This is a genomic window from Adhaeribacter terrigena, from assembly GCF_016623615.1.
Taxonomy (GTDB): Bacteria; Bacteroidota; Bacteroidia; order Cytophagales; family Hymenobacteraceae; genus Adhaeribacter_A; species Adhaeribacter_A terrigena.
Genome location: NZ_JAEHFX010000004.1, coordinates 326,061 through 351,728, shown reverse-complemented (window position 1 = coordinate 351,728; position 25,668 = coordinate 326,061). Strand labels below are relative to the sequence as shown.

19 protein-coding genes are annotated in these 25,668 nt (G+C 47.8%); 9 read left to right on the top strand and 10 right to left on the bottom strand.

Annotated elements, in window-relative coordinates:
* The first annotated feature begins 67 nt into the window (after nucleotides 1-67).
* Nucleotides 68-1,663, top strand: coding sequence for a PAS domain-containing protein (locus I5M27_RS10435; RefSeq protein WP_200506150.1), 1,596 nt, complete (start codon nucleotides 68-70; stop codon nucleotides 1,661-1,663).
* Complete coding sequence (locus I5M27_RS10430; protein ID WP_200506149.1) at nucleotides 1,650-2,435, top strand: amidohydrolase; 786 nt, start codon at nucleotides 1,650-1,652, stop codon at nucleotides 2,433-2,435. Before I5M27_RS10435 ends, I5M27_RS10430 begins: the two co-directional genes overlap by 14 nt.
* Nucleotides 2,436-2,466: 31 nt before the next feature.
* Here the strand turns inward: I5M27_RS10430 and I5M27_RS10425 are convergent, their stop codons facing one another.
* The 4 genes from I5M27_RS10425 to I5M27_RS10410 all read right to left on the bottom strand — a co-directional run bounded on the left by I5M27_RS10425 (nucleotide 2,467) and on the right by I5M27_RS10410 (nucleotide 9,150).
* On the bottom strand, nucleotides 2,467-3,330 hold the full coding sequence (locus I5M27_RS10425) for a T9SS type A sorting domain-containing protein (RefSeq protein WP_200506148.1): 864 nt from the start codon (nucleotides 3,328-3,330) through the stop codon (nucleotides 2,467-2,469).
* 203 nt (nucleotides 3,331-3,533) lie between these two features.
* Nucleotides 3,534-3,974 carry a hypothetical protein gene (locus I5M27_RS10420; protein WP_200506147.1) on the bottom strand — a complete coding sequence of 147 codons (441 nt, stop codon included), beginning with the start codon at nucleotides 3,972-3,974 and terminating at the stop codon, nucleotides 3,534-3,536.
* A gap of 378 nt (nucleotides 3,975-4,352) precedes the next feature.
* Nucleotides 4,353-6,626, bottom strand: coding sequence for a T9SS type A sorting domain-containing protein (locus I5M27_RS10415; protein ID WP_200506146.1), 2,274 nt, complete (start codon nucleotides 6,624-6,626; stop codon nucleotides 4,353-4,355).
* Between the two features lie 259 nt (nucleotides 6,627-6,885).
* Nucleotides 6,886-9,150 (bottom strand): T9SS type A sorting domain-containing protein, encoded by a 2,265-nt coding sequence (locus tag I5M27_RS10410; protein ID WP_200506145.1) that lies wholly within the window; start codon nucleotides 9,148-9,150, stop codon nucleotides 6,886-6,888.
* A 27-nt stretch (nucleotides 9,151-9,177) separates the two neighbouring features.
* On the opposite strand from I5M27_RS10410, the gene I5M27_RS10405 reads away from it, so the two are divergent.
* Entirely contained in the window at nucleotides 9,178-10,473 is a 1,296-nt protein-coding gene (locus I5M27_RS10405) for a UDP-N-acetylmuramoyl-tripeptide--D-alanyl-D-alanine ligase (RefSeq protein ID WP_200506144.1), read from the top strand.
* 130 nt (nucleotides 10,474-10,603) lie between these two features.
* Here I5M27_RS10405 and rfbC read toward each other — a convergent pair whose 3' ends face one another.
* Together rfbC and I5M27_RS10395 are read right to left on the bottom strand one after the other, a co-directional pair.
* Nucleotides 10,604-11,146 (bottom strand): dTDP-4-dehydrorhamnose 3,5-epimerase, encoded by a 543-nt coding sequence (gene rfbC, locus I5M27_RS10400; RefSeq protein ID WP_200506143.1) that lies wholly within the window; start codon nucleotides 11,144-11,146, stop codon nucleotides 10,604-10,606.
* Nucleotides 11,147-11,186: 40 nt separating this feature from the next.
* Nucleotides 11,187-12,305 carry a glycosyltransferase family 4 protein gene (locus tag I5M27_RS10395; protein ID WP_200506142.1) on the bottom strand — a complete coding sequence of 373 codons (1,119 nt, stop codon included), beginning with the start codon at nucleotides 12,303-12,305 and terminating at the stop codon, nucleotides 11,187-11,189.
* 171 nt (nucleotides 12,306-12,476) lie between these two features.
* Between I5M27_RS10395 and I5M27_RS10390 the strand changes: the two genes are divergently transcribed.
* From I5M27_RS10390 to I5M27_RS10375, 4 genes are all read left to right on the top strand, one after another.
* Complete coding sequence (locus I5M27_RS10390) at nucleotides 12,477-13,187, top strand: c-type cytochrome (protein WP_200506141.1); 711 nt, start codon at nucleotides 12,477-12,479, stop codon at nucleotides 13,185-13,187.
* A 134-nt stretch (nucleotides 13,188-13,321) separates the two neighbouring features.
* Nucleotides 13,322-14,527 carry a GTPase HflX gene (gene hflX, locus I5M27_RS10385; protein WP_200506140.1) on the top strand — a complete coding sequence of 402 codons (1,206 nt, stop codon included), beginning with the start codon at nucleotides 13,322-13,324 and terminating at the stop codon, nucleotides 14,525-14,527.
* Nucleotides 14,528-14,762: 235 nt separating this feature from the next.
* Nucleotides 14,763-16,013: a PAS domain-containing protein gene (locus I5M27_RS10380; protein ID WP_200506139.1), complete on the top strand. Its 1,251-nt coding sequence runs from the start codon at nucleotides 14,763-14,765 to the stop codon at nucleotides 16,011-16,013.
* Nucleotides 16,014-16,061: 48 nt separating this feature from the next.
* Nucleotides 16,062-16,409 (top strand): histidine kinase, encoded by a 348-nt coding sequence (locus tag I5M27_RS10375; protein WP_200506138.1) that lies wholly within the window; start codon nucleotides 16,062-16,064, stop codon nucleotides 16,407-16,409.
* 152 nt (nucleotides 16,410-16,561) lie between these two features.
* On the opposite strand, the gene I5M27_RS10370 is transcribed toward I5M27_RS10375, so the two are convergent.
* The 4 genes from I5M27_RS10370 to I5M27_RS10355 all read right to left on the bottom strand — a co-directional run bounded on the left by I5M27_RS10370 (nucleotide 16,562) and on the right by I5M27_RS10355 (nucleotide 23,451).
* A complete protein-coding gene (locus I5M27_RS10370; RefSeq protein WP_200506137.1) occupies nucleotides 16,562-17,854 on the bottom strand; it encodes a hemolysin family protein in 1,293 nt (430 codons plus the stop codon).
* Nucleotides 17,855-18,084: 230 nt separating this feature from the next.
* Nucleotides 18,085-19,254, bottom strand: a complete 1,170-nt coding sequence (locus I5M27_RS10365; RefSeq protein ID WP_200506136.1) for a DmpA family aminopeptidase — start codon at nucleotides 19,252-19,254, stop codon at nucleotides 18,085-18,087.
* A 439-nt stretch (nucleotides 19,255-19,693) separates the two neighbouring features.
* The gene (locus I5M27_RS10360; RefSeq protein WP_200506135.1) at nucleotides 19,694-20,965 is read right to left on the bottom strand and encodes a PepSY-associated TM helix domain-containing protein; all 1,272 of its coding nucleotides are present in this window, start codon (nucleotides 20,963-20,965) and stop codon (nucleotides 19,694-19,696) included.
* 92 nt (nucleotides 20,966-21,057) lie between these two features.
* Nucleotides 21,058-23,451: a TonB-dependent receptor gene (locus I5M27_RS10355; protein WP_200506134.1), complete on the bottom strand. Its 2,394-nt coding sequence runs from the start codon at nucleotides 23,449-23,451 to the stop codon at nucleotides 21,058-21,060.
* Nucleotides 23,452-23,899: 448 nt separating this feature from the next.
* Here I5M27_RS10355 and I5M27_RS10350 point away from each other — a divergent pair, with 448 nt between their 5' ends.
* Nucleotides 23,900-24,478, top strand: a complete 579-nt coding sequence (locus tag I5M27_RS10350; protein WP_200506133.1) for a SixA phosphatase family protein — start codon at nucleotides 23,900-23,902, stop codon at nucleotides 24,476-24,478.
* Between the two features lie 310 nt (nucleotides 24,479-24,788).
* The gene (locus I5M27_RS10345; protein ID WP_200506132.1) at nucleotides 24,789-25,529 is read left to right on the top strand and encodes a methyltransferase family protein; all 741 of its coding nucleotides are present in this window, start codon (nucleotides 24,789-24,791) and stop codon (nucleotides 25,527-25,529) included.
* The last annotated feature ends 139 nt before the right edge of the window (nucleotides 25,530-25,668 follow it).

The following is a 25,668-nucleotide window of genomic DNA, read 5'->3' as shown; positions in this document are numbered from 1 at the left end:
AAAGTTGTTATATTGGCCGTACTAACGAGCGCAAATTCTACCCGAATGGTTTTTTTACCTGTTCTATATGCACGCCCCTACTCCCACTGCAATCAATTACCAGAATTTATTCACTTCATTGCCAGGCCTGTACCTCATACTTTCTCCAAATTTTACTATCCTGGATGCCTCGGATGCTTACCTGGCCGCTACCCTTACGCGACGGGAAAAAATTGTTGACCGAAATATTTTTGAAGTATTCCCCGATAATCCGGAATTTCCGGACGCCATGGCTTCAGTTAACCTGAGACAGTCGCTGCAGAAAGTGCTTAAACGCCGCAAACCACATACCATGGCTTTGCAACGCTACGACATTCGCCGCCCCAAGAGCATTGGCGGCGGTTTTGAAGAGCGTTACTGGCTTGCAACCAATGCACCGGTTTTAGATGAGCAGGGCGAAGTGCTTTACATCGTGCACCAGGCCATAGACGTTACCATGCAGCAGCTGGCGCATCACCACATAGAAACCAACCGCGAACGCATTGAAATACTGGCCCAGGCCAATACCGATGTGATCTGGGATGTGGATCTGCTCAGCAATCATGTATGGTGGAGCGAAAATCTGAAAGATATATTTGGTTACCATATGCACGAATTGCCGCATATGGATGACTGGGCAGTATGTGTTCATCCGGAAGATCAGGAACGCGTAGTTACGGGTATAAGCAGCGTAATTGAACGCGGCGGCAAGATCTGGACCGACAGCTACCGGTTACGCCGCAAAAACGGCACGTATGCCAATGTAATTGAGCGGGGCTACATCCTGCGCGATCATAATGGCATTGCTTACCGCATGGTAGGCTCCATGTTCGATATAACTGATCAGGTAAATGTAGAACTACAGCTTAAAGAAAGCAATCTCCGTTTTCGAAAATTGCTGGACGCGCTCCCAAACCTGGCCTGGTATGCCGAAGCAGGCGATGGTCCGGATAACAGCATTAAATTTTTAAACAAAGCCTGGTATGCCTATACCGGTTTGCCCGAAGACCTGTTGGGTGGTGGCGAAAAAGTAATTCATCCGGAAGACCTGGTAGCCGTTAATGAAATGTGGGCCCAATGCGTAAAAAAACAGGAATCTTATGAACAGGAGATCCGGCTTAAAAACCTGCAGACCGGTGAATACCGCTGGTTTCTTTCAAAAGCGGTACCTATTTGCGGCGAAAATGGTCTCGTTTCGTTATGGTTGGGAACCTGCACCGATATAGACGATCAGAAAAAGGCTCTAGTCCAAAGCCAGGAAGTTATTATTGCCCTGCAGAAACGCGAAGAACATTTCAGGCAATTGGCTAACGCTATTCCGCAGTTGGTCTGGACCACTTTACCCGACGGTACCCCGGAGTATTTTAACCAGCGCTGGGCCGATTATACCGGCCTTGCCATGATCAATCATAAATCGAGTATCTGGACCAAGCTGCTTCATCCCGATGACCTGGAACATTTAAAAGCTTTATGGGAAAATGCTTTACAAACCGGAGATCCATTCAAAGCTGAATACCGGCTAAAGGGCGCTGACGGCAATTACCGCTGGTTTTTAAGTCAGGCCCAACCTTTGCGCAACCCATCCGGCAACGTAGAAAAATGGTTTGGTACCTGCACCGAAATCGAAAACAATGCCCCTTGCTGATCTTACCGTAACGCTCATTCAAACGGAACTTTGCTGGGAAAACCCTGCCGAAAACCGCCGGATTTTATCGCAAAAAATTGCCGAAATCGCGTCGCCAACCGACCTGATCGTGCTACCCGAAATGTTTACCACCGGCTTCAGCATGCAAACTGAAAAGCTGGCTGAAAAAATGACCGGGCCAACGGTAAAATGGCTGCTGGAAATGGCAAAGCTGAAAAACGCGGCTATTTGCGGAAGCATTATTATTGAGGAAGAAAACCGGTATTACAACCGTTTGCTTTGGGCCCAGCCCGACGGGCAGCTTTTTACCTACGACAAACGCCATTTATTCCGGATGGCCCATGAAAACGGTAGCTTTTCGGCGGGAAAAAGTAAACTGATCGTGCATTGGCGCGGCTGGAACATTTGCCCCCTGGTTTGCTACGACCTGCGTTTCCCGGTTTTCAGCCGCTGGACCAAGCAAGCATCCTACGACCTGCTGCTTTACGTAGCCAACTGGCCTGAAAAACGCGCTGCCGCCTGGAAAACGCTACTGCCCGCCCGCGCCATCGAAAACCTGAGTTACTGCCTGGGTGTGAACCGCGTGGGCAAAGATGAAAACGGCATTCTTTACTCAGGCGACTCTGTTATTTGTGACCCGCAAGGCGCTACTTTTTTCTTGCCTTCGCATACCGAAGCGGTGCATACCCAAATCTTGAGCGCCGCCGCGTTAGAAAGTTTCCGTCAACGGTTCCCGGCTTTTGAAGATGCCGATGCGTTTGAGCTGCTCTAAAAAACGCTATGCTTTGGGGCCGAAAAAGTGCTTACTTCATTACGGCCAGTTTCTTCGTAGCTACCGGTTTCTCATCTACCACCAAACTATACAAGTATAAACCACTGCTCAGGCTGCTGACATTTACCGTTAAGCTGTTGCTGCCAGGTTTCAGCTCATATTTCCGGAGCTCGCGGCCCGTGGCAATTTCCCGGATCTGTATGCTGGCTTTGCCGTAGCTTTTCGGTAGCGTGTATGGAATGATTGCTTCTCCCGCCGTTGGATTCGGGTAGCTTTGGCCTAAGTTGGTGCCGGTTAAAAGCGTTTCTTCTTTGGTAGCGGTTATGGTGAACGGTGGAACGACTGGCGGCAGACCCGGAATTTTAACTTTGGCAACATAAAAGCCATAGGTTATCGGCGGGTTATTGCCACACCTGCCACCGATTAAATAAGTGGTGTCGGCTAAAGCATCGAAGGTAATACCCCAGACCTGGGAGCAAATGCTGCTGGTAAAAGGATATACGTTTTTAAGCTGCCCGCCCGGGCTGAACCGGTAGATCTGAAAACCATTGCCGCCCTGCGAAGGCCGGAATTTAAATCCCAGAACCAGGATGGTGCCATCCGTCAATTCCTTTGCTTTGGTAAAGGCATATTCATCTACATCCGGAGTTCGGTGCACGTAATGCCATTTTATCTTTAAAGCACTATCTACTTTTACGACCATGCCCATGTAGGAACCATTAGGATAAATAGCATTTACCGTATCGGTAGTGGCAGTAATCAGAAAACCGCCATCTGATAAGGGTGTTATGCTGTTGAAATTACCTATCATGCTCTCTTTACGGTTAAAGCCATTCACAACAAACTGCTTACTTTTCAGCGAATCGCCGTTTTGGTTTAAATGTATTAACTTCAAATGCGCTGGTCCTAAAGGGCTATCTGTAACTCCTACAGCTATTATTTTGCCATTTTGAGTAAACTGCATATCTACAACACCCTCATAAACAGACCGGGTAAAGTTCTTCAGCGATTTAGTATTTCCTAATGAGTCTGTTCGCAAAAAAGAAAAACCCTCATCTTTAATAGTTCCTCCAACCAAATATCCTTTATCGGGCATAACTAAGAGGGAAGTTGGTGCATTTCCAGTATTATTGAAATAATTGTTTTGCGTCCACTCGGGCAGCCCACTGCACTCAGCTTTTGCATATATAAGCCAGATATGTTGCCAATAGAAGGGTGTTTGGACGCTCCGCAAAAAATAAAACCACCATCGGTAGTATGCCGCATTGCTAGTATACCAGGATTAAGGTTAGTTGGACCTTTTCGGCTCCAAAGTGTATCTGTATTTGGTTTAACCAACAAAAAGGAACTTGTGAAATTACGGGTATTCACCAAGGTCAAACCCGAATAAAAAATATTACCATTTCGATCTTGTGCGCTACTTAATAGCTGTTTTTCAAAGCTGTCGGTTTTATAGTTGCGTTCTTGCAAAAGCTGGGGTTGCTGGGCAAAGGCAATTCCTGAAATAAAATATAAACAGAAGAATAAATACTTTCTCATAACAGCACAGATTAAAAAGATAACCGGAAGTACTTGCTGACACCTCCGGTTATTTACAACAATATTTTTTTCACTTCAAGCAAGTTATTAGCCGGGTAAGAATACTTCTTTTACATGATGCTGCTATTTATCAAATTGTTATAGATTTAACAAATTTTAAACATATTGTTTGTTTATATATTAAATAACGTTATTGCCGTAATGTCCTTTAAGCTGGGCTGGTAAAACAATTACCTACCGCGATAGATGATGCCAACTTAAAATTCTCTGCGGCCCTGGTTTTCGGCCATAAAAAAAACGGTACACTTTTTCCGAAGAAAAATATACCGTTTTTAATGCGCTTCCGGGTTTTTCACCCCGAAATCCTAGCGTTTTTTATTATTTACCCACTACAAACGTGCGGCCCGCCGAGCGGAAATCTTTGGTGGCAATTTTCAGGAAATACACGCCCGGTTTCAAGCCCGAAACGTTCAGTTGGTGCTGCTTGCCAAAGCCATTGGTTCTAAAGGAAACCTGGCGGCCGGCGGCATCGAAAACGCTTACCTGCACATTTTCGGCAGCCGTAATGTTTACTGTTTCAGTAGCAGGGTTCGGATAAACGTTCAGTTTCAGATCGGCAGCAATATTATCTTTCACGCCTAACTGCACGGTGCTGTTGTTTTTCAGGAAAACCACGCCGCCGCCGCTCGTACCAATTACCGCTTCCGGTTTCGAATCGCCGTCCAGATCGGCAAAAGCCGCATACAACGACTGCCCAAATTTGCTTGGCTCGTAGGTGTTCTGAATGGTGTTTAACAGCACATCGGTATAAGCGGTGAATTTACCGGTCAGGTTGCTCATCACATCCGAATAAACTTCTATGCGGCCGCTGTTGGCTACCGTTACCAGATCTACTTTGCCATCGTTGTTCATATCGATCATGGTTGGCTGAATATCGCGGTAAGGAAAATCCCAGGGAATATCGCCAAAGTTAGCATCTTCAATTCTCCACGACTGGTAGCTCGTAGCATCGGCGCCCACGCGCTTGTAATAGCGGATCACGCCGGGATTTTGCAACAAGGGCGGCTGCGTGTAGGTACCAAGTAACAGATCCAGATCCCCGTCATTATCCATGTCGTAAAACAACGGCGAATCGTAGCCTTCGGTATCTAAAGCCATGCGTACCTGGTTGGCGCGCGAAAAGACATACGGCTGGTTTGGCTGCGCCTGGTTCGGAATAAAATCTACGTAAGAAGCCGCGCCGCTGCTGTGCAGGTATTTTATGATCAGGTCTTTGCTGCCATTGCCATCCACATCGCCAAACTGCAGTTTAATATCTTTAATATCGGCCTGGCTGAACTGCAAATAATCCGGGTTGGTCAGTTTAAACATCGGGCTGGTAGCCGTTCCTACGTTGGTATATAAACTAACCGTGCTCAGAAACTGGCCCTGACGCATATCAGCATAATTTCCGATCAGCAGATCCTGGTCACCGTCGGCATCGATATCGGCAAAAACCGGGCGGGCCCATTCCCCTACATCTATCATTTTATCTTGCAGGAAATTATCTTGCTGGTAAACAAAAACCGGGGCCGCCGTTGCCGATGCCGCCGTATTCTTATAGAACCAGGATGTTTTACTCAAGCCTACTTTCTCTACTTTATTATTATCGATAAAAGGCGCTACCAGCAGGTCTTTAATGCCATCAAAATTCACATCTTCGTAATACGATGCCGGGTAATTATGAACAATTGCCTGCGTGGTATTGGGCGGGTAAACGGTATTTAAACTGGCGCTGCTCATGCTGGCCAAAGCCGAAGTACCATTATTGGTCATCTGCACCAGGTCCGCACACATATCGGTGCCTACCAGAATATCTTTATCGTTGTCGTTATCCAGGTCTATGGCCAGAATGGAAGCGCCCCCACCGTGGTTCGTGCCGTTTATTTTGCAGTTAGAAGCATTGTTGAAAGTAAAGGAATTGCAAAGCCCGGCATTCACGCAGCGGCGGATCCCGGCCCAGCTCATGGCATCTTTGGTAAACCGGAGACTATCGTTATCGTAGCCTAATTCCTGGCTCTTGTTTTTGAAGTGGTACACAAAGGTGCCGTCATTCTCGTCGAAACTCAGAATATCCAGGTCGCCGTCGCCGTCAATATCGGCAATGGCCGGCAGCGTGTAGGTACCGGTCAGCATAGCGTCGTGCTTGTTGAAAGTATCCTGCTTCAGGAATTTTTTGGGGCCAAAGGTAAGCGGGCCGCCGGCTACGGTAATGTTCTGATAAGCTACCAAACCCAAAGGCTCTACCGAAAAAATATCTTTCTTGCCATCGCCGTCGAAGTCGCGGAGTAAAACCCAATGGTCGAGCTTAGCCGGGAACATAGCTTCGTACTGCGGAGCCGGTTTCCACTCCCAGGTTCCGTTAACGTTATGGGCTAAAAAGGTATTGGAACGCGTATTTTCCCGGTCGAACACGTAAAGGTCTTCCACCCCGTCCTGGTTCAGGTCGATGCGGGAAAAAACCGGTGAATTCAGGCCGCCAACCCAGCCATGTTTTAAGGTATCGGTTCCGATTACTATTTTTACATCGTTCTTCTGCTCAAACAAAAAACCCTGCTGCGCATACGCATTGGTAAAGAACAGCAGCAACATGGCGGTAAAACAGTGTTTCATAACGGCTTGAATTATAAATTTCGACTTATAAAATTAACAAATAATGGCGGAAAGTATTCCTTAAAACGCAAAATTTTTCCGGCCCATTCGTTTATAATTATCTGATTTTCTGCCTGCTTCCCGCGTTGCCGGCAAATTCAATCCCCCAGACAAAAACGATCGCGGCACTTTTTCAGGCTAAAAGCATAGCGTTTTTAAGTCAGCCCCGTACTTTTAAGCCTTAAAACCCTACCTTTTTCAAACGCAGCCATCCGGCGGTTTACCGGCCCACTACAAACGTGCGGCCCGTAGAACGGAAATCTTCGGTAGCGATTTTGAGGAAATACACACCCGGTTTTAAACCCGAAACATTAAGCTGGTGCTGCTTGCCGAAGCCATTGATTTTAACCAAAACTTCGCGGCCCGCAGCATCGAAAACGCTTACCTGCACCTTTTCAGCAGCCGATACATTTACCGTTTCGGTGGCCGGATTTGGATAAACGTTCAGTTTCAGATCGGTGGCAAGGTTTTCTTTCACGCCTAACTGCACGGTGCTGTTGTTTTTCAGGAAAACCACGCCGCCGGCCCGGGTGCCCACTACCACTTCCGGCTTCTGATCGCCGTCCAGATCGGCGTATGCGGCGTGCAAGGTTAAGCCAAAACGGGAAGGCTCATAAACATTTTTAAGGGGGTTGAAAAGGGTATGTGTATAAGCTGAAAAAGTGCCGGACAGATTGCTCATCACATCGGAATAAACTTCTACCCGGCCGCTGTTGCTTACCGTTGCCAGGTCTGATTTCCCGTCCTGGTTCATATCGAGTATAGTGGGTTGAAGCTCGTAGTGCTCAAAATCGCGCGGAATTACTCCCAGATCGGCATTATCTAATTGCCAGGACTGGTAGCTGCCCGCATTGGCACCGATCCGTTTATAGTACCAAAGCGCACCACTAGACGGAGCCGTTTGGGAAACGGACCGGGTACCCAGCAACATATCCAGATCGCCGTCGCCGTCCAGGTCTGCAAAGAAAGGCGCGTCTTCCTTATCTACACCAATGCCGATCAGTAATTTGGTTGTTTTCAAAAACTGAAAAGGCTGGTTTGGCAAAGCCGTATTCGGAATATATTTCAGCGACGCCACATTTCCATCTATGTATTTTATGACCAGGTCCAGGCTACCGTCGGCGTTCATATCGGCAAACTGCAGTTTCAGGTCTTTCAGCGAATCGGCACTCAATTGCAGATAATCTGGGTTGGTAAGTTTGAAAAGCGGTTTTGTAGCAGTGCCGATATTCTCCAATAAACTTACCGTGCTAATGTATTGATTTCTGTATGCATCAGCATAATTCCCGATAAGCAGATCCTGGTCGCCGTCGGCATCAATATCGGCAAAAACGGGGCGGGCCGCTTCGCCCAGTTCGATCATATCATCCTGCAGAAAATTCTTTTTCACAAAAGAAAAAACGGGCGCGGCCGTTGCCGCCATGTTCTTATAAAACCAGACTGTATTGCTCATCGGCACCTTGTCAGAACGGTTGTCTTTCACGAACGGGGCTACCAGCAAGTCTTTCACGCCATCAAAATCTACGTCTTCGTAATAAGCGGCCGGGTAATTTTCCAGCAATACCGGCGTAGTGTTGGGCGGATAAGAAGTTTGCAGGCTGTACGGGTTCATTTGGGCAGCTGCCGGCGTGCCGAAATTGGTTAAGCGCACCAGCGTGTTGCAGCCGTCTTCTCCCAGCAGCAGATCTTTATCCAGGTCATTGTCCAGGTCCAGCGCCAACACATTGGCATAACCGTTATGGTTGGTGCCGCTTACTTTGCAGGTAGTAAAATTCTGAAAAGCGAACGCATTGCATATGCCGGGAGAAGCGCAGCGGTAAAGGCCGCCCCAACTCTGCGCCGCTTTACTGAACCACAAACTATCGGCCCGTCCATAACTTTCGATACTGGTGTTGCGATAATACTGTAGCTCTCTTCCATTCTGGCCGGAAAAAAACAGCAGATCCAGGTCCCCGTCGTTGTCCAGATCGGTTATGGAAGGTAATACATCTTTAGATTCGGAAATAATTGTAAACGTCTGAGCATTCCCTTCTTTCAGAAACTTCGGCTGATCGAACAACACTGAACCGCCGGCAGCACTTACGTTTTTGCAAACTACTAAAGCGTTATTATCCTGAATGGTAAACAGGTCTTTTTTGCCGTCGCCGTTATAGTCGCGCAGCAAAACCCAGTGTGCGAGCTTATCCGGAAACAAACTTTCGTATTGAGGTGCCGGTTTCCATTTCCAGGTTCCGGAAGCATGATCGGCTAAAAAAGTAGTGGAGCGTTTGGTTTCCCGGTCAAACACGTAAAGATCTTCCGTGCCATCCTGGTTCAGGTCTATTTTCGAAAAAACCGGCGAATTAAAACCACCCACCCAGGCATGCATTAAAGTATCGCTGCCAATCACTATTTTTACATCGTTTTTTTGCTCAAACAAAAAGCCCTGCTGCGCAAAAACAGTAATTGAAAAGCACAAAAAAAGCGCGGTAAAAAAGTACTTCATTTTTCTAATCTGAATTTCTGAATTGTTATGAATATTGTTCCGGAAACCATTCCTGCTCTCTATAAAAAATTCCTGACCTGCGATTTTGTAAGCACCGATTCGCGCGCCGATCAGCAAAACGCTATGTTCTTTGCACTGAACGGCCCGAATTTTAAAGGTGCAAAATTTGCGCAAACGGCCCTGGAAAAAGGCGCGCGCTTCGCTATAGTAGAGGACGAAGAAATGGCCTCCGACCGTTGCCTGTACGTAGAAAATACCCTGGAAACTTTGCAGCAACTGGCTTTATATCACCGCAAACAACTCGGCATTCCGGTAATCGGCATTACGGGCAGCAACGGCAAAACCACCACCAAAGAACTGACCAACGCGGTTTTAAGCCAGAAATTCAATACGCTTTATACCACCGGCAACCTGAACAACCACATTGGCGTGCCACTAACCTTGCTGCGCATAAAACCCGAGCACGAAATGGCCATTATTGAAATGGGCGCCAACCACGGAGGCGAAATCGACATGCTTTGCCGCCTGGCCCTTCCTACGCACGGCATTATCACTAATATTGGCAAAGCACACTTAGAAGGTTTCGGGAGTCTGGAAGGTGTGGCACGGGCCAAAAGCGAACTGTATAGATTCGTAGATGAAACGCATGGCACCATTTTCCTGAATACCAATTCCGACCACCTGCAACGCATGAGCCGCCGCATCGAAAGTAAAATTACCTACCCGAACAATGGCGATTTCCTGCATTTTGAATTACTGGAAGCCACGCCCAACATTGTTTATAAAGACGAAGCCGGCAAGGAAGTAAAAACGCATTTAATGGGCACGTACAATTTCGACAACATTGCCGCGGCCGCCTGTATCGGGAAATATTTTGGCGTACCGGCAGATAAAATAAACGAAGCCCTGGCCCATTATATTCCGGCCAACAACCGCTCGCAGGTCATCGAAAAGAACTCCAATTTCATTCTGCTCGATGCTTATAACGCCAACCCAAGTTCCATGGAAGCGGCCATTAAAAACTTCGGCAGCAGTGCCGGCGAACCAAAAGTTTTAATTGCCGGCGATATGTTTGAGTTAGGTACAGAAAGCGAAGCCGAACACCGAAAATTAGGTGAACTGATCGCGCAGCAACCCATCGAAATGGTATGGCTTTGCGGCCAGAAAATGAAGGCTGCAGCCCAGGTCAATCCTGCGTTCAAACATTTCGAAACCAAAGCCGAACTGGAAAGCTACCTGAAAGCAAACCCGGTTAAAAACAGCTATCTGCTCATTAAAGGTTCGCGTGGCATGGGCTTGGAAACGCTATTGAATTTGCTGTAAAAAGTACTTTGTATTTGATATCTGAACTTTTTAACGCTAAAACATAGCATTTAACAGAAAGCCCGATGTTTTACATCGGGCTTTCTGTTTTAAAAATCCAGATACCAGAAACTAAATACCAGCTACCAAATTAAAACGGTGATTTAAAATCTTTGAAGACCGGCTGTACCAGGTCCTTTTCCGAAATGATCGGATCCGTTACGTTCCAGTCAATGTTCAGATCAGGATCGCTCCAGAGCAAACCGCCTTCCGATTCTTTGTTGTAATAATCAGAGCATTTATAGAAGAAGGTGGTGTTATCTTCGAGCGTTAAAAAACCGTGCGCAAAACCTGCCGGAATAAATAACTGATTGCTTTGTCCGGCGTCTAAGATCACTTTCAGATGATGCCCGTACGTAGGAGAATTGCTGCGGATATCAACGATCACATCCAAAGCCCGACCAGAAAGTACGCGCACCAGTTTAGCCTGCGCAAAAGGTGGTTTCTGAAAGTGCAGGCCGCGCAGCACATTTTTGGTGGAAAGCGAAATATTATCCTGTACAAAAGACACCTTTATACCGGCTTTTTCAAGCGCCTGCCGGTTATACGATTCCATGAACCAGCCCCGTGCATCGCCAATCTTCCGGGGCGTATATTCAATTACGCCTTTAAGGTAATGCTCTTTGTATTCCATATTCGTTAATTTTCGCTTTATACTTTTCCCGGCTTAAACCCTACCGTTTTCTTTCGCTAATTTGCTGAATGGCTTTAAAATACTGGCCGATCACGTGCTTTTCGTCGAATTTATCGAGGGCTAACTGGCGGCTGGCTTTTCCCATTTGCTGTAATTGTTCTTCGGGCAGCAAGAGTACTTTTTCCATTTTGGCCGCCAGGTCTTCGCCGCTGCGCACTTCGCATAAATAGCCGTTTTGGTTATCGATAACGGTTTCTTTGCAGCCAGGCACGTTGGTGGTTACAATGGGTTTGCCCATAGCTGCAGCTTCTAAAAGCGTTTTGGGCGTGCCTTCGCGGTAGCTGGGTAAAACTACGCAATCAGCCTGAGCAATCACGGAAGCTACGTCGTCGGAAGTACCTAAATATTCAATTTCGCCGTTTTTGATCCAATCCAGGAATACCGTTTTTTTAATGCCGATATTGCCCGCTTCGTCGAAGGAACCCAGAAGCTGGATTCTGATCTCCGGGTATTTGGCTTTCAGAATTTTAGCGGCTTCCACGTATTCGGCAATACCTTTTTCGTAAAGCACGCGCGAGATCATCAGGAAACGGAAATCCTTGTTTCTGCTAAAATTTTCGGTCGGCTTAAACCGCACCGTATCGATGCCGGAACCGGGTAAAACTTCGGTAATTTGTTCGGAAACCAGGCGGTGCTCCAGGAAAAGTTCGCGGTCGTCGTTGTTCTGAAAAAATACTTTGGCCGGAAACTGAAAAGCGAATTTATAAAGCGCCAGCGCTACTTTCGAAACCAGGTTCTTGACAATAAAAACCGTTCCCAGGCCCGAAACATTATTAATAACCGGAATGCCGGCCAGCCTGGCGGCCAGCGTGCCGTAAATATTCGGTTTTATGGTGTACTGCAGTATTACGTCGGGCTGAACGGTTTTGTAAATGCGGTGGAATTGTTTGATAAGCAGCAAATCTTTTACCGGATTGGTGCCTTTGTTTTCCATTTCTACAGGCACGTATTGCAGGCCCGCGGCAACCAGTTTTTCCGAATAAGCATCGCGCGGGGCAATAGCCACTACTTCGTGCCCGGCCGCCATCAAAGCTTTGGCCAGGCTCATCCGGAAGTTAAAAATGTTCCAGGAAGTGTTTATGACAATGGCAATGCGCATAATTCTCAGTTTTTCAGCCGGCAAAGATACAGATTGTACGGGAGCTGCAAGGCAAATCACAGGAATTCAGAACGAAACAAGGCAATTTTTTTCCGGAATTTGGGTGTGTGCGTTCTTTGCAGTAGCTTAGCCGACCGTACCCGGTTTTTACCCGAAAAAAAATCAAACCCAATGCCAATTACTGCTTTTATGCACAGCCACGTGCTCGTGGTGGTCCTGTTCCTGATCCTGTTCATTATTAAAGCGTTTATGCTTTTTACCAACAAAACGCAGGCGCTGGAAAAGCTGAAGCGCAAAACCAAAGTGCTTGATATCATTTTGGGGGTGCTTATTTTAATTACCGGCGGCTATTTAATGTTCCAGTATAACGGCATTCCTACCTGGCTGCTGGTGAAAGTGGCGCTGGTTTTAGTTGCCATTCCGGTGGCCATTACCGGGCTTAAAAAGCTGAACAAACCGCTCGTAGCCCTGGCATTAGCAATTTTTGTGTACGTCTATGGCGTAGCCGAAAGCAAAAACCTCTCGATGAAAAAAGCTGCGCCTACCGTAACTAAAACGAAAGCACCAGCAACAAACACAGCCGAAGAAAACGGTATGGATTCGGAAGCAGAAACTGCCCCGGCCATTCACGAAGCAATGAGCGGGACCGCTTTAGCCAATGCCGAACAGATCTACGCGCAACTGTGCGAAAGCTGCCACGGTGCCGACGGCAAAAAAGGACTGAACAATGCTTCCGACCTTGCTACCAGCGCGTTGGGCCTGGAAGAAAGAAAAAATATAATTTTGAACGGCCGCGGTTTAATGCCGGCGTATAAAGGGCAGGTCACCGAGCAGGAAGCCGAAGAAATTGCTGCCTTTACACTGATGCTTAACCAATACTAACTTCCGGCCGGAACTTACGTTTTACCTGAGTGCCGCCGGCACTACTTGCCGGCGTTCTCCTTTTCAATTAACCAAAACGTTCGGGTAGTTTTTCCTCATCGGGTTGAATTGTGCCGAACCTTTACCAATACTTTATGGCCAAACAAAAATCTTACGAAACCGCCAAAGAACAGGAAACCGCCGTGCTGGTAGCCGTAACCCGCAAACAGCAGGCTGAAGATAAAACCGAAGAATATTTAGACGAACTGGCTTTTCTGGCCGAAACGGCCGGCGCTAAAACGCTACACCGTTTCACCCAAAAACTCGAAAAACCCGACATTAAAACCTTTGTGGGTTCGGGAAAACTGGCCGAGATCAAAGCCTTTGTAAAGCAGCACGGCGTAGACATGGTGATCTTCGACGATGATCTGAGCCCGTCGCAGCTGCGCAACCTGGAAACCGAGCTGGAAGTGAAAATTGTGGACAGAAGCTTACTGATCCTCGATATTTTTGCCCTTCGCGCGCAAACCGCCCAGGCCCGGACCCAGATCGAAATGGCGCAATACCAGTATTTACTGCCGCGCCTTACCGGTCTATGGACCCACTTAAGCAAGCAGAAAGGCGGTATCGGCATGAAAGGTCCGGGGGAAACCGAAATTGAAACGGATAGACGAATTGTGCGCGAACGCATTTCCTTATTAAAGGAAAAACTAAAGGCCATCGACAAGCAGAATTTTCAGCAGCGGAAAAGCCGCGAAGGCATGGTGCGCGTAGCGCTGGTAGGCTACACCAACGTGGGCAAATCTACCATCATGAACCTGCTTTCCAAATCGGAAGTGTTTGCCGAAAACAAATTGTTTGCCACCGTAGATGCTACCGTTAGAAAAGTGGTGTTCAACAATATTCCGTTTTTGCTTTCCGATACGGTAGGTTTTATCCGGAAACTGCCTACCAAACTGATCGAGAGCTTTAAATCTACCCTGGATGAAGTGCGTGAAGCCGATCTGCTGGTGCACGTGGTAGACCTTTCGCACCCTTCTTTTGAGGAGCACATTGCGGTGGTAAACAAAACGCTGGAAGAAATTCACGCCGGCGACAAACCTACCTTACTGGTATTCAACAAAATAGACCTGTACCGCGAAGAAGAAATGGAAGAACTCAACGACATGGGCGAAGGTGCCGAAAAACCTACGCTCCAGGAACTGCGCGCTACCTACATGGCCAAAATGCACAACCCGGCCATTTTCATTTCAGCGGCCAACCGGCAAAATATAGATGAGCTGCGCGACGAGCTTTTTAAACGCGTGGAACAACTGCACATGCAGCGCTACCCTAATTATCTGCCGCAGCAGGAATATTAATTCAGGGCTGCTTCAGACTTTTCCCCTTCAAAACGCTACCGTTTTTCCTGGCAAAAACGGTAGCGTTTTATGTTTATTAACACCCCGCAGCATTTAAAATTACAAAAACCCCGACAGCCGCAATTGTATAAAAATATTACTGAAAACTTTCATTTTCTTGCAGTATCTTGCATGCCCTAAAAATGCTTATCTTAATCTAATTGTATAGTCAGCTGACTATACTGTCTTCAGCCTTATGGATATCAATAATGTATTTCTGAACCTGCCCGATAACCTGGTTATTCTGTCGCCGGAGTATAAGATTCTGGCCATGAATGAGGCTTATCTGCAGGCTACCATGCGTTCGCGCGAAGAACTGGTCGGGAAATCTTTCCTGCTGGAAGCTTTCCCGGATGAGTCGGTGCCCTATGAGCAGAACCCGGTAAAGCTTTCGCTGGACCGTGCCGCGGCTTCTAAAAAAGTAGATTATTTTCCGGCAAGCCGCTACGATATTCCCAAACCCGACGGCACCTTTGACGTGCGTTACTGGGAAGCGTCGCACACGCCGGTTTTCGATGAGCAAGGGGCCTTGCAATATATCATCCAGAAAACCTCGGACGTAACAGATCGCGAGCGGGCCAAGTTAGAAGCTATTGCCAGTGAAAATAAATTCCGGTTTATGGCCGAAACCTTGCCGCAACTTATTTTTACGGTAAGCCCCCAGGGCAAATTAACTTACCTGAACCAGCGCTGGGCTACCTACACCGGCATTAGCACCGAAACCCTGATAAACGAAGGCTGGAATAATATTTTAGAGGCGGAAGAGCTGGAAAAAATATCCCGGAAATGGCGGGAAGGTTTTGAAAAAGGCCAGGATATTCAGCTGGAAGTGCGCAAACGCAGCAAAGATGGCCAGTACCGCTGGTTCTTATGCAAAAGCCAGCCCATGCGCGACGAACAAGGCAATATTGTAATGTGGGCCGGCAGCTGCACCGATATTCATGACATGCGCCAGATGGTGCAGGAACTGTTGCAAAGCAACGAGCAAATGTCGGCACTTTCGGACCAGGTACAGTTCGCTTATAAAAAAGCCGAAACGGAACGCAAAACGCTGGAAAACCTGATCATGAAAGCCCCGGCCTTTTTCTGTTTGCTCGACGGCCCGGAGCACCGGTTTAAACTGGTGAACGATAAATACCAGCAGCTTTTCCCGAATCGCCAGTTGGAGGGCCGCACCGTAGCCGAAGCCGTGCCGGAAGTGATAGAACAAGGTTTTATAGCTATTCTGGATAACGTTTACACTACCGGAAAAGAATTTGTAGCCGAAGAAATTGCGGTAAAACTGGACCTGCACGATACCGGCAATATAGACGACGTTTATCTGAATTTTATTTACCAGGCCCTATACGACGATACCGATAAAATTACCGGCATTCTGGTTTTTGGTTACGTGGTAGATGAACAGGTAAAATACCGCCAGAAATTAGAGGAATTAGGAAAAGCTTAATTCACCCAATACTTTAGAAAGACTGACACGGCGGAGAGCTGTTTATATATGAATGCAGCGCAAATAGATTTTCAACAGCTTCGGATCAAACACATCCTTTATAAATCGAAGGTGCGCTCGGTGCTTTACGGAGGCACCTTCGACGAAGCTTTTTTCTCGCATACCGGCCCGGTAAATTTCTGGTTCAATGATACCGGCTTGCCCAAATACGGCCACGAGCCGGAAATGAAAAAATTGGCCGACACGCACCAGGACCTGAATGCCACGGCCCTGAACTTATTTAAACTTTACAACACCGGCAATATAGACCAGGCGCACGACGGGTTAAAAACGATAGAAAGCAAATCGGAGTACTTTTTAGGCGTGCTGGCCCAGCTGGAATCGAAACTGACCTAGTAGCTTACCACTACTTTTAAAGCAAAAAAGGCTACCGTTTTCTGAAGCAGAACGGTAGCCTTTTTGTTTGGAAAACTGCCGTAATTTCCACGCCTTGCAAGGCGTGGCAGTTAGTTTTTGAGGGTAAAACGATAGCATTTCAGGAAGAAAAACTAGTTAACCGGCCCAGCCGGTAAGCGCTTCACAATCACTTTATCGATCTTAAAACCATCCATATCCACTACTTCGAATTCGTAGCCGTTGTAAAGCAATTTTTCGCCGGTTTTGGGCACGCGGCTCAGGAAACAGGTAATAAAACCGGCCAGCGTAGCATAATTGGTCGGATCTTTCCGGATAATCTCCTGTTCCAGGCCCCGGTTCAGCATCCGGATGGAAATACCCGCATTTACCAGGTAACTGCCGTCGGCGCGGCGGGCAATATCAGGTTCAAAGCCTTCGTCTATATCGGGCAGATCGCCTACAATGGCTTCCAGAATGTCGTGCAGCGTAATAATGCCTTCCACGGCGCCATATTCATCTACCACCACGCCCATGTTCTGCTTATGCTTCCGGAAAAGCTCCAGAATGGGGCCGGCCAGCATGGTTTCGGACACGTAGATCGGCTTTTTAATGATGCTTTGTAACGACAGGCTTGGTTCCAGCAGGTATTCGTAAAAATCTTTGGTGGTTAAAACGCCCACCACGTTATCGAGCGAGCCATCGCCTACCGGAAATTTGGAGTGAATGCTTTGGTGCACCTGGGCTTTGATCTTTTCGATGGGCGCAGACAGATCGATCCACTCCAGGTCTTTGCGGTGGGTTTGCATGCTGCGGGCGCGTTGCCGGGAAAAGTAAAAAAGGTTCTGGTGCAGCTCGGTTTCTTCTTTGGCCAGCAAGCCTTGCCGGCCGGCGGTTTTTAGGATCTGCCGCAGGTCCTCTTCCGAAATCTTTTCTTCCGAAGGGGCTTTTACGCGCAGCAAACGGGAAATAAGGCTGGTAGAAACGGAAAGCAGCTTTACCAGCGGCAGCGTTACTTTGGTAAAGATCCGGATGATGGGCGCTACAAAAAGGGCAATTTCCTCGGAATTACCCATTGCAATGGTTTTGGGAATAAGCTCACCGATCACGATGGAAAAATACGTGATGGCCGCAATGACCAATACAAACGAAAGGCTGTCGGCGTAGGGCGCTAAATAGCTGATTTGCTCGAGCCAGGGCCGCACATCGTCGCTTAAAGCCGCGCCGCCGTAAGCTCCGGAAATGATCCCGATCAGGGTAATGCCCACCTGCACCGCCGAAAGAAAATCTTCGGGTTCGGCTAATAAATTCAGCACGGTTTGCGCGTTCTTATTGCCGGCTTTGGCTTTCTGCTCGATCCGGGTTTTGCGCACTGAAACAATCGCAATTTCTGAAAGGGCAAAAAATCCGTTCAGCAAGGTAAGCATAACCAGTACAAGAATTTCCATAGCTTGCTTAGCGGAAACCGCAACGATTTGTTTAAATAAATGCCTTCCGGGTTTTAAATAACCGGGTTTAAATTTCAGAAATGGCAACTAATATTTCCGCTTGCCCGATCAACGGTTTTACGGGGTAGAAATTGCTTAGAATATTGTTTGTGGCAAAATCAATTATGAGAAGTGCTACCCTTCCGAATAAATAAACCTTTGTTTTTGGGGCTTACACCCTAGCGTTTTTTTTACTTTTTCGGTTCGTTCAGGCGGTTGTATTTGCGCATTACTTCCTGCAAACGCTGGCCGGGCAGCGCGTAGATCGTATTCCCGTTTATACCTTCCATGTCTTCAGCGGCCAGCATCGCGTTAATAATGGCTTCTTCGGTGGCTTCGGCGGTTGCCTGGTAAAAAGCATCGAGGTGATCTTTGGGAATGGAGCGCCAAACTTCCAGGGTGCCTTTTGCGTTTGGCTGCGCGTTCTGCGTACTGAAAGCCAGGAAAATATCGCCGGAAGAATTGCGGCCCAAACCGCCGGTGCGCGCCACACCAATTGAGGCCCGTTTGGCAATTTGTTTCAGTTGCGAAGGCAAAAGCGGCGCATTAGTGGCAATGATCACGATGATAGAACCGTCCTTTTCTTTGGTGTTGATGATCGGGCGCAGGTCGGTAATTTCTTTGCCAACCGGTACGCCGGCCACCATCAGGTCTTTTCTTCCGCCAAAATTTCCCTGCACAAAAGCGCCCAGCGTATAGGTAGCCGTATCGAGTTTTATGGTGCGCGACGAAGTGCCGCTGCCACCTTTAAATAAAAACAAACTCATGCCGGTACCGCCGCCCACGTTGCCTTCCGCTACCGGACCGCTTTTGGCATTATCCAGCGCATCGAAAACATCTTTTTTGGTTACATGCAGGCCGTTAATATCATTCAGAATGCCATCAAACGTTTCACCGACCACCGGCAATCCAAAAGAAAAATCGATGAGCTCGTTGGTGGAAAAGTTTTTGATGCTCCATTCGCCTATCGCGTCGCGCACCACGCCTACGCTGTTGGTATTGGTGATGCCGATGGGCCCGGAAGTGGTGCCGTAATCTTCTACGTACGGCAGGCCGGTCATTTCGCCGTCGCCGTTCAGGCTGAACCAGGCCGCCGGAACGGCTTCGTCGGTTTTGCCTTTGGGCAGAATTACGGTTACGCCGGTGCGCACCGGGCCTTTGCCAACTTTATGTTTCCCTTTACCTTTTATGAGCGTTTTATAGCCAACCAAAACGCCCGGCACATCGGTTATGGCGTTATATTTTCCGGTTACGCCCTCGAAGGGAACGCCTAATTCGCGGGCGCGGGGTTTGGTTTGAGATTGGGCCGAAACGCCGGCAGCCAGGCATAAAGCGGCCGCTAAAAGCAAGGGAAATTTCATGCAGAAAAACGCTAGGGTTTTAGGGAATAAAAGTAAAAAGAGCCGGCAAAATTATAACAATTTTACAACATCGTTAAACTTCGATATTCTTCCGCCTGCCGGTGTTTCTTTTAACTTTTCTTTTTTCCCCGGCAGTTTTATCGGGTTATAATCTGCGCAACAAAACAGCAAAGCCGGTGCTCCTGATTTCCATTGTAGCGGATTTTTATCTTCTGCTGCATATTACATACTTGGAAAGAAAGGCAGGCGAAGTGCGTAATGAAAGCCCTCCTTGTTTTTAGCTATTTAAGAGGGGCTTATTCCGGAAATTCTAAATTGGCTACGCCGAACTTCGTTTCTGTAAATTCTGATTCAGACAATTACCCTGAAAATCCCGATTAAATAAAAAACCCTCTCCTGAATGAGGAGAGGGCTAAAACGGACAAACTGTTGCAAACTATTACCTTACGGCATTTGCTACCCGCGCTTTCTTTTTGGCTTTCTTACTGTCTTTTTTCCGGAGGCGGTTTATCCAGAGAATGATTCCGGAAATGGGGAACGTTACGCCGGCAATACAAGCCAGAAAGGCAATGATACGGCCCGGTAACCCTCCGATCGAACCGACGTGTACCGGGTAAAAAGTAGCCCGCACGCGCTGGCCCAGATTCTTATCGGCGTACAGGTTTTGCTCAAGCAGGTTGCCGGAATATTGATCGAAGAAATACTGGTTGGCCGCTTTTTCGTGGGCCGGATCCTGGGGTAAAGCGGAAACGGAAAAAGCTCCGTCAGCTTCTTTCGGCGCATTCAGGCTGTAGAATTGCGCCTCAGGTTCCCGGGTTTTTATGGTTGCCAGAATCTGATCGAAGGAAACCGTTTGTGTATTTTCAGCCAGGGTAGATTTTGGCGGTTCGGGCTTTTTGTTTTCGGAATTGGTAACTACATAAATAGCATCGTTAAACCATTTAAAGCTCCAGGCCAGACCCGTAAACGCAAACGCGAACAGGAAAATGGCCGTGTAAAAACCGAGCACAATGTGCAGGTCGTGGTTCATGCGTTTCCAGCCGCCGTCCCACTTAAAACGCAGGCGCTGCTTCAGGATCTTCTTATTTTTAGGCCACCACAGAATAATACCGGTAAGCAGAATAAACAGGAAAATAAGCGTAGAAACCCCGGTGATCATTTTCCCAATATCGTCGGCCAGAAGCCAGCGGTGTGTGGCAAACATGGTGTAGAAAAACGAGTTGCGGTGGCTATACAAACTGATCAATTCGCCCGAATACGGGTTCATGAAAGCAGTAGTGGTTTTTTCTTTGCCGCCTTCTTTTTTGCCGCCTTTATCTTTTTTACCATCGCCTTTCCCTTCGGCCTTTTCCCCGACTTTTTTGCCTTCAGAACCTACCGTTTTTGCGTCGGCTTTTTCTTTCCCGGCCTTACCTTCTTTGCCTTCCTGGTCTTTCGGATCGAGGTAATTTATTTCTACGGTGCGGCTGGGGTCGGCATACACTTTTACGCCCGAAACTTTCGCACCCGGCACTTTTTCCTTTAAAACGGCTACCATTTCTTCCAGGCTGGCGCGCTGGGTGGCGGGTTTAACCAGGTAGCGTTCCGGGTAAATGGTTTGCTGCAATTCTTTCTCGAAAACAAGGGCCGCCCCGGTAAAACAAAGAACAGCAATTACCAGCCCGGCAGCCAGGCTCAGATACAAGTGAATGTCGCGGAAAAAGTTTTTCATGGGTAGTTTTTAGCGGCAAAAGGATAGCCTTTTTTAATTGCAAAACCCGAAGTTCCGATCAGAACTCCGGGCTTGCGTGAGAGCAAAAATAATTAGAATTTATAAGAAACCGTGGTTACGAACTGCCGCGGCGCGATCGGGTTTACACTGTAGTTTTCGTGCACGTAGTAGTTCAGTTCGTTGGTGATGTTCGACATTTTGGCCAGCAAGGAGATCTGCTTGTAGGTATAACCGGCGGTCAGATCGAAAGTCGTGAAACCATCTACTTTAATCAGGCGGCTGAATTGCTGGGTCTGGCCATAGGTATTGTTCCAGCCGGCATTGCGGGCTCCGGTATAAAAACCCGATACGCCTACTTTCAGACCTTTTAATTTATCGGTGCTGAAGGTGTAGAATAAACTCGCGTTACCCGTATGAGCCGGGTTGTTTACCAGGCGTTCGCCTTCTTTGTAGCTGCCTTTGTTGCCCGGCGTTTTGGTGTAGCGCATAAAGTTGTAGCTGTAACCGGCCAGGAAATTCAGGCCCGGCAGCAGGGTTCCGTTCAGGTCAATTTCGGCGCCGTCGGAAGTGGTCTGGCCGGTAAATTCCTTGAAGTTGGCGTTCGCGTTTTCTTTGCCGTCTTTATCGAAACGGGCCATTTGCGCCAGGTCGTTGTTAAGGATGCGGTAGATGGTAACGTTGGCAGAAAGGCGGCCTTTGATCAGGTCATTTTTCACCCCAACTTCATACTGATCGATGATGGATGGTTTCAGGTTGTTGCCGTAGATATCGGTGCCGGCATTGGTGGTGAAGTTGTTGGAATAACTGGCAAAAACCGAAGTGGCGGCCGATGGCTGGTAAACCAAACCAACTCTTGGCGAAAATGCCTGATCGTATTTTGCTTTGGCACCGGTGGTAACAGTATCTTTTTCCAGGTCGTAGATCTTGGCTTGCGCCGCTTCCTGGTACGACCAGCGCAAACCGGCCAGTACTTTAAACTTCTCCGAAATACTGATCAGGTCCTGGGCAAAAACGCCGTAACGGTAAGTCGGGGTTTCGGTGCGGGTAATATTGGTGGTTTCAGGCAGATCGGTGCGGGCCTCAAATCTGTTCGGGTCAAACACATTAATGCTGTCGTAAACGCCGCCTTTGCGTAAACCTAAAACATTAAACCCGTTTGTGATATTCATGTACCGTTCGGCATCGGCACCCACTAAAACCGTATGTTCCAGGGCTCCGGTTTTGAACGCGCCGTTCAGGTTCAATTGGCTGTTGTAGTAATCTTCAGCAATTTTTGAGCGGGTAAGTTTACGTCCCCAGTTGCCGTTAGCAAGAGCCTGAATGCGTTCGGTAGAGAAATAATTCCGGTCGAAATCCTGGCGGGCGGCAATGAAATTCAGTTTCCAGGTTTCGTTGAACTGGTGATTTACGCTTAAGGAGGCGTTGGTTTGCGCTACGTTATTATAAGCCCAGGGCGTGTTGAAAGTAGCCGAACGGCCCACTTTGGTATTCAGAATGGTATCGGCAAGGGAGCCTACACCGAAATCAGGGGTCAGGTCGTGTTTCAGGTAATCGGCCTGCAGCAAAATATCGGTGCGGTTGCTGATCTTGTAAAGCAAGGATGGGTTTACGTATAAACGCTCCGATTCTATGTTTTTGCGGTAGCTGCCGGCTGTTTCGTAGGTTCCGATTACCCGGAACGCTAATTTCTGGCTGATCGGGCCGTAAATATCTACCAGCGGTTTGTAAAGGTTGTAGCTGCCGGCGCGCATGGAAATTTCGCCGCCAAATTCATATTTTGGTTGTTTGGTAACCATGTTAATTACCGCGCCGCCGCTTACGTTGCCGTATAATAAAGCCGCGCTGCCTTTCAAAACTTCTACTCTTTCTAAGGTGCTGGCTTCGGGAATTACGGCGGAATTGGAACGGGCGCCGTTTTTCATAATGTTGTTGGCGCCTAAGTTATAGCCCCTGGCAAAAAACGTTTCGGAAGTGGTGCCGCGGGTAGTTCCCAGCGCCACGCCGTTCACGTTCTTAATTACGTCGCTTAGTTTGGAAGCCTGTTGTTCGGTAATTACTTCGGTGCCTACCACAGCCATGCTTTGCGGCATATCCATGGGGCGAACGGCCATTTTACCAACGGCCACCGGGCGGTCGTTCTGGGTGCGGCGGGCAATAACCTGCACTTCCGATAATTTCTGGCTGCTTTCCGACAAGGTAAAATCCAGGTTGGTTACTTTTCCGGGCTCCACGGCTACCGTTTTTTCCTGGGTTTGCAAACCGATCAGGCTGGTAATAAGGGTGTAGTTGCCGGGTTTTACGTTTTTAAGGGTGTAGTTGCCGTTTTCGGAAGAAGCGGTGCCTTTTCCGGCTTCTTTTAAATAAACATTCACGAAACCGGCCGGTTCGCCTTCGCTGGTCGTTATGCGGCCCTCGATGCTGCCGTTCTGCGCAAATGCGGCAAGCTGCAGGCAGAAACAAAGCAACAGGACAAGCCCGTATTTCATAGTTTGATTAAAGTGGTAGAAATTATTCATAGAGCTGTAGTTATAGCGGTGTGTTTATTTAGACTAATTTTAAATAATGGCAAACTTACTATCTTATTTAGATTGCTTCCAAATAAAAAATAAAGAATTTTTTTAAATATTCTGAAACATCAGTCGTGGAACCTCTACAGCATAGCGTTTTTAATATATTTAATACCGGCCAAGCTCAAAATCCTCCCAAAACGCTATGCTTCGGGCCGGAAAAAGTGCTTGCGGCTACCCGGAAGGGATTTGACGGAGGAAAGGAAAAAAGGAAAAACGGGCCTGGGAATCTACCGCGTTCCGGACAGAAAACCTTGCAGGCCCCAAAAGAGTAAAGAACTACAATCTGCCGGCGCGCGCCTACTTTCCGGGCCTGAAACCCTACCGTTTTTCCGGCAGTTGCAAAAGCTTATATCAAACCAATTATATGAAGACCTTATTTTTAATGCGCCACGCCAAATCGAGCTGGGATTTTCCGGAACTGAGCGACCACGACCGTCCGCTGAACAAGCGGGGCCGGCAGGATGCTCCTTTAATGGGTCAGCAATTGCTTTCGCGCGATGTGATCCCCGACCTTATTATATCGAGCACGGCGGTGCGCGCCATAACCACCGCCACGTTGGTGGCCAAAGAGCTGGATTACGACCGCGAAAAAATACAGAGCCAAGAAAGCGTTTACAAAGCCGGCCGCAGCGAACTGATCAAGATCTTACAGCACGTGCCCGACGATATTGACTGCCTGCTGGTGGTTGGGCATAACCCGGTGCTATCGGAAGTAGCCAATAAACTATCGCCGGAGGCTCTGGCCGATATGCCTACCGCGGGCGTGGTAGCGCTCGAATTTAACTGCAACTCCTGGCTCGACATCAGCGGCGATAAAAGCAAACTCCTTTTCTTCGATTTTCCGAAAAACTATAAACAGCAGGACAAGGATAAAGACAAGGATAAAGATAAAGACAAGGATAAGAAAAAAGGTAAGGAAGATAAAGCCAGGACCGAGGAGTAATTCTTTGGTTCGTTATGGATTCTAAAAGCCTGGGGCGGCTGATTATTTAATTGTTTGCATGAAATAAGCCTGCGTCCGTTTCTGCCCCGGTCTTTTCTTTGCCCAAAAAGAAGCCGGAAAAGCTTGTAACGACGCAGGCGGAAGGAATCTGAAGGAAGTCTTACTCAAACGTTTCCCTAACATCATAACCCTGAAAATCTGCTGATCCGATAGGTGCGGATCTATACAAAAAACCGCTGGTTTTGGAGCCGGTTATTAAAATAAATCCGCATATTGCACTTTATTTCGTTTCAGGATCTTACGCTTACGCATGCCTTTAAGAGAAGAATTTGAATTGTCGGGAAACTGGCTATTCCGCAGAAGAAGCTGGTTACCGCTCGTTCTTTACGCTTTTGCTTTGCTCATCATGTCGTTTTACCCCGAAGATACGCACCGCAGCATGAGCCATCCGCAATGGGGTTTATTTTGCTTCGGCATTTCGTTTCTGGGTCTGGTGGTGCGGGCCGTTACCATTGGCTTTACGCCCAAAGGCACCTCGGGCCGCAATACCGAAAAACAGGTAGCCGATACGCTGAACCGCACCGGCATTTATTCGGTAGTGCGGCACCCGCTTTACCTGGGTAATTTCCTGATGTGGCTGGGTTTGTTCCTGTATATTGGCTTGTGGTGGTTTGTGGCGATTTGCTGCCTGGCTTACTGGCTTTATTACGAACGCATTATGTATGCCGAAGAAGAATTCCTGCGCAAAACCTACGGCGCCGAATACGAAACCTGGGCCGAACGCACGCCCGCTTTTCTGCCAGCCCTTACGGGTTGGGTTTCCAGCCCGGCGAGCTTCTCTTTTAAAAACGTGCTGAAACGCGAATACAACGGTTTGTTTGCCATGTTCTTTTCGTTTGCCGCGCTCAACGCCATCAGTTACTTTATTTACGAAGGCCGCTTTTTCATGGACCCGCTCTGGCAATTGCTTTTACTGCTGGGCACCGGCCTGTTTGTGCTGCTGCGTTTTTTGCGAAAAAATACCAACCTGCTCGATGAACCGGGAAGGTGACTCTAGTTATTAATAGTTTTCAGGCCCGAAAGTATAGCGTTTTTTGGGTTAAGAAACCTGTCTCAGAATTGGGACAGGTTTTTTTATAGCATTTTGGGCCATTTGTGCTCTCTCTTATAGCAAGTCGAAGATTTATTTA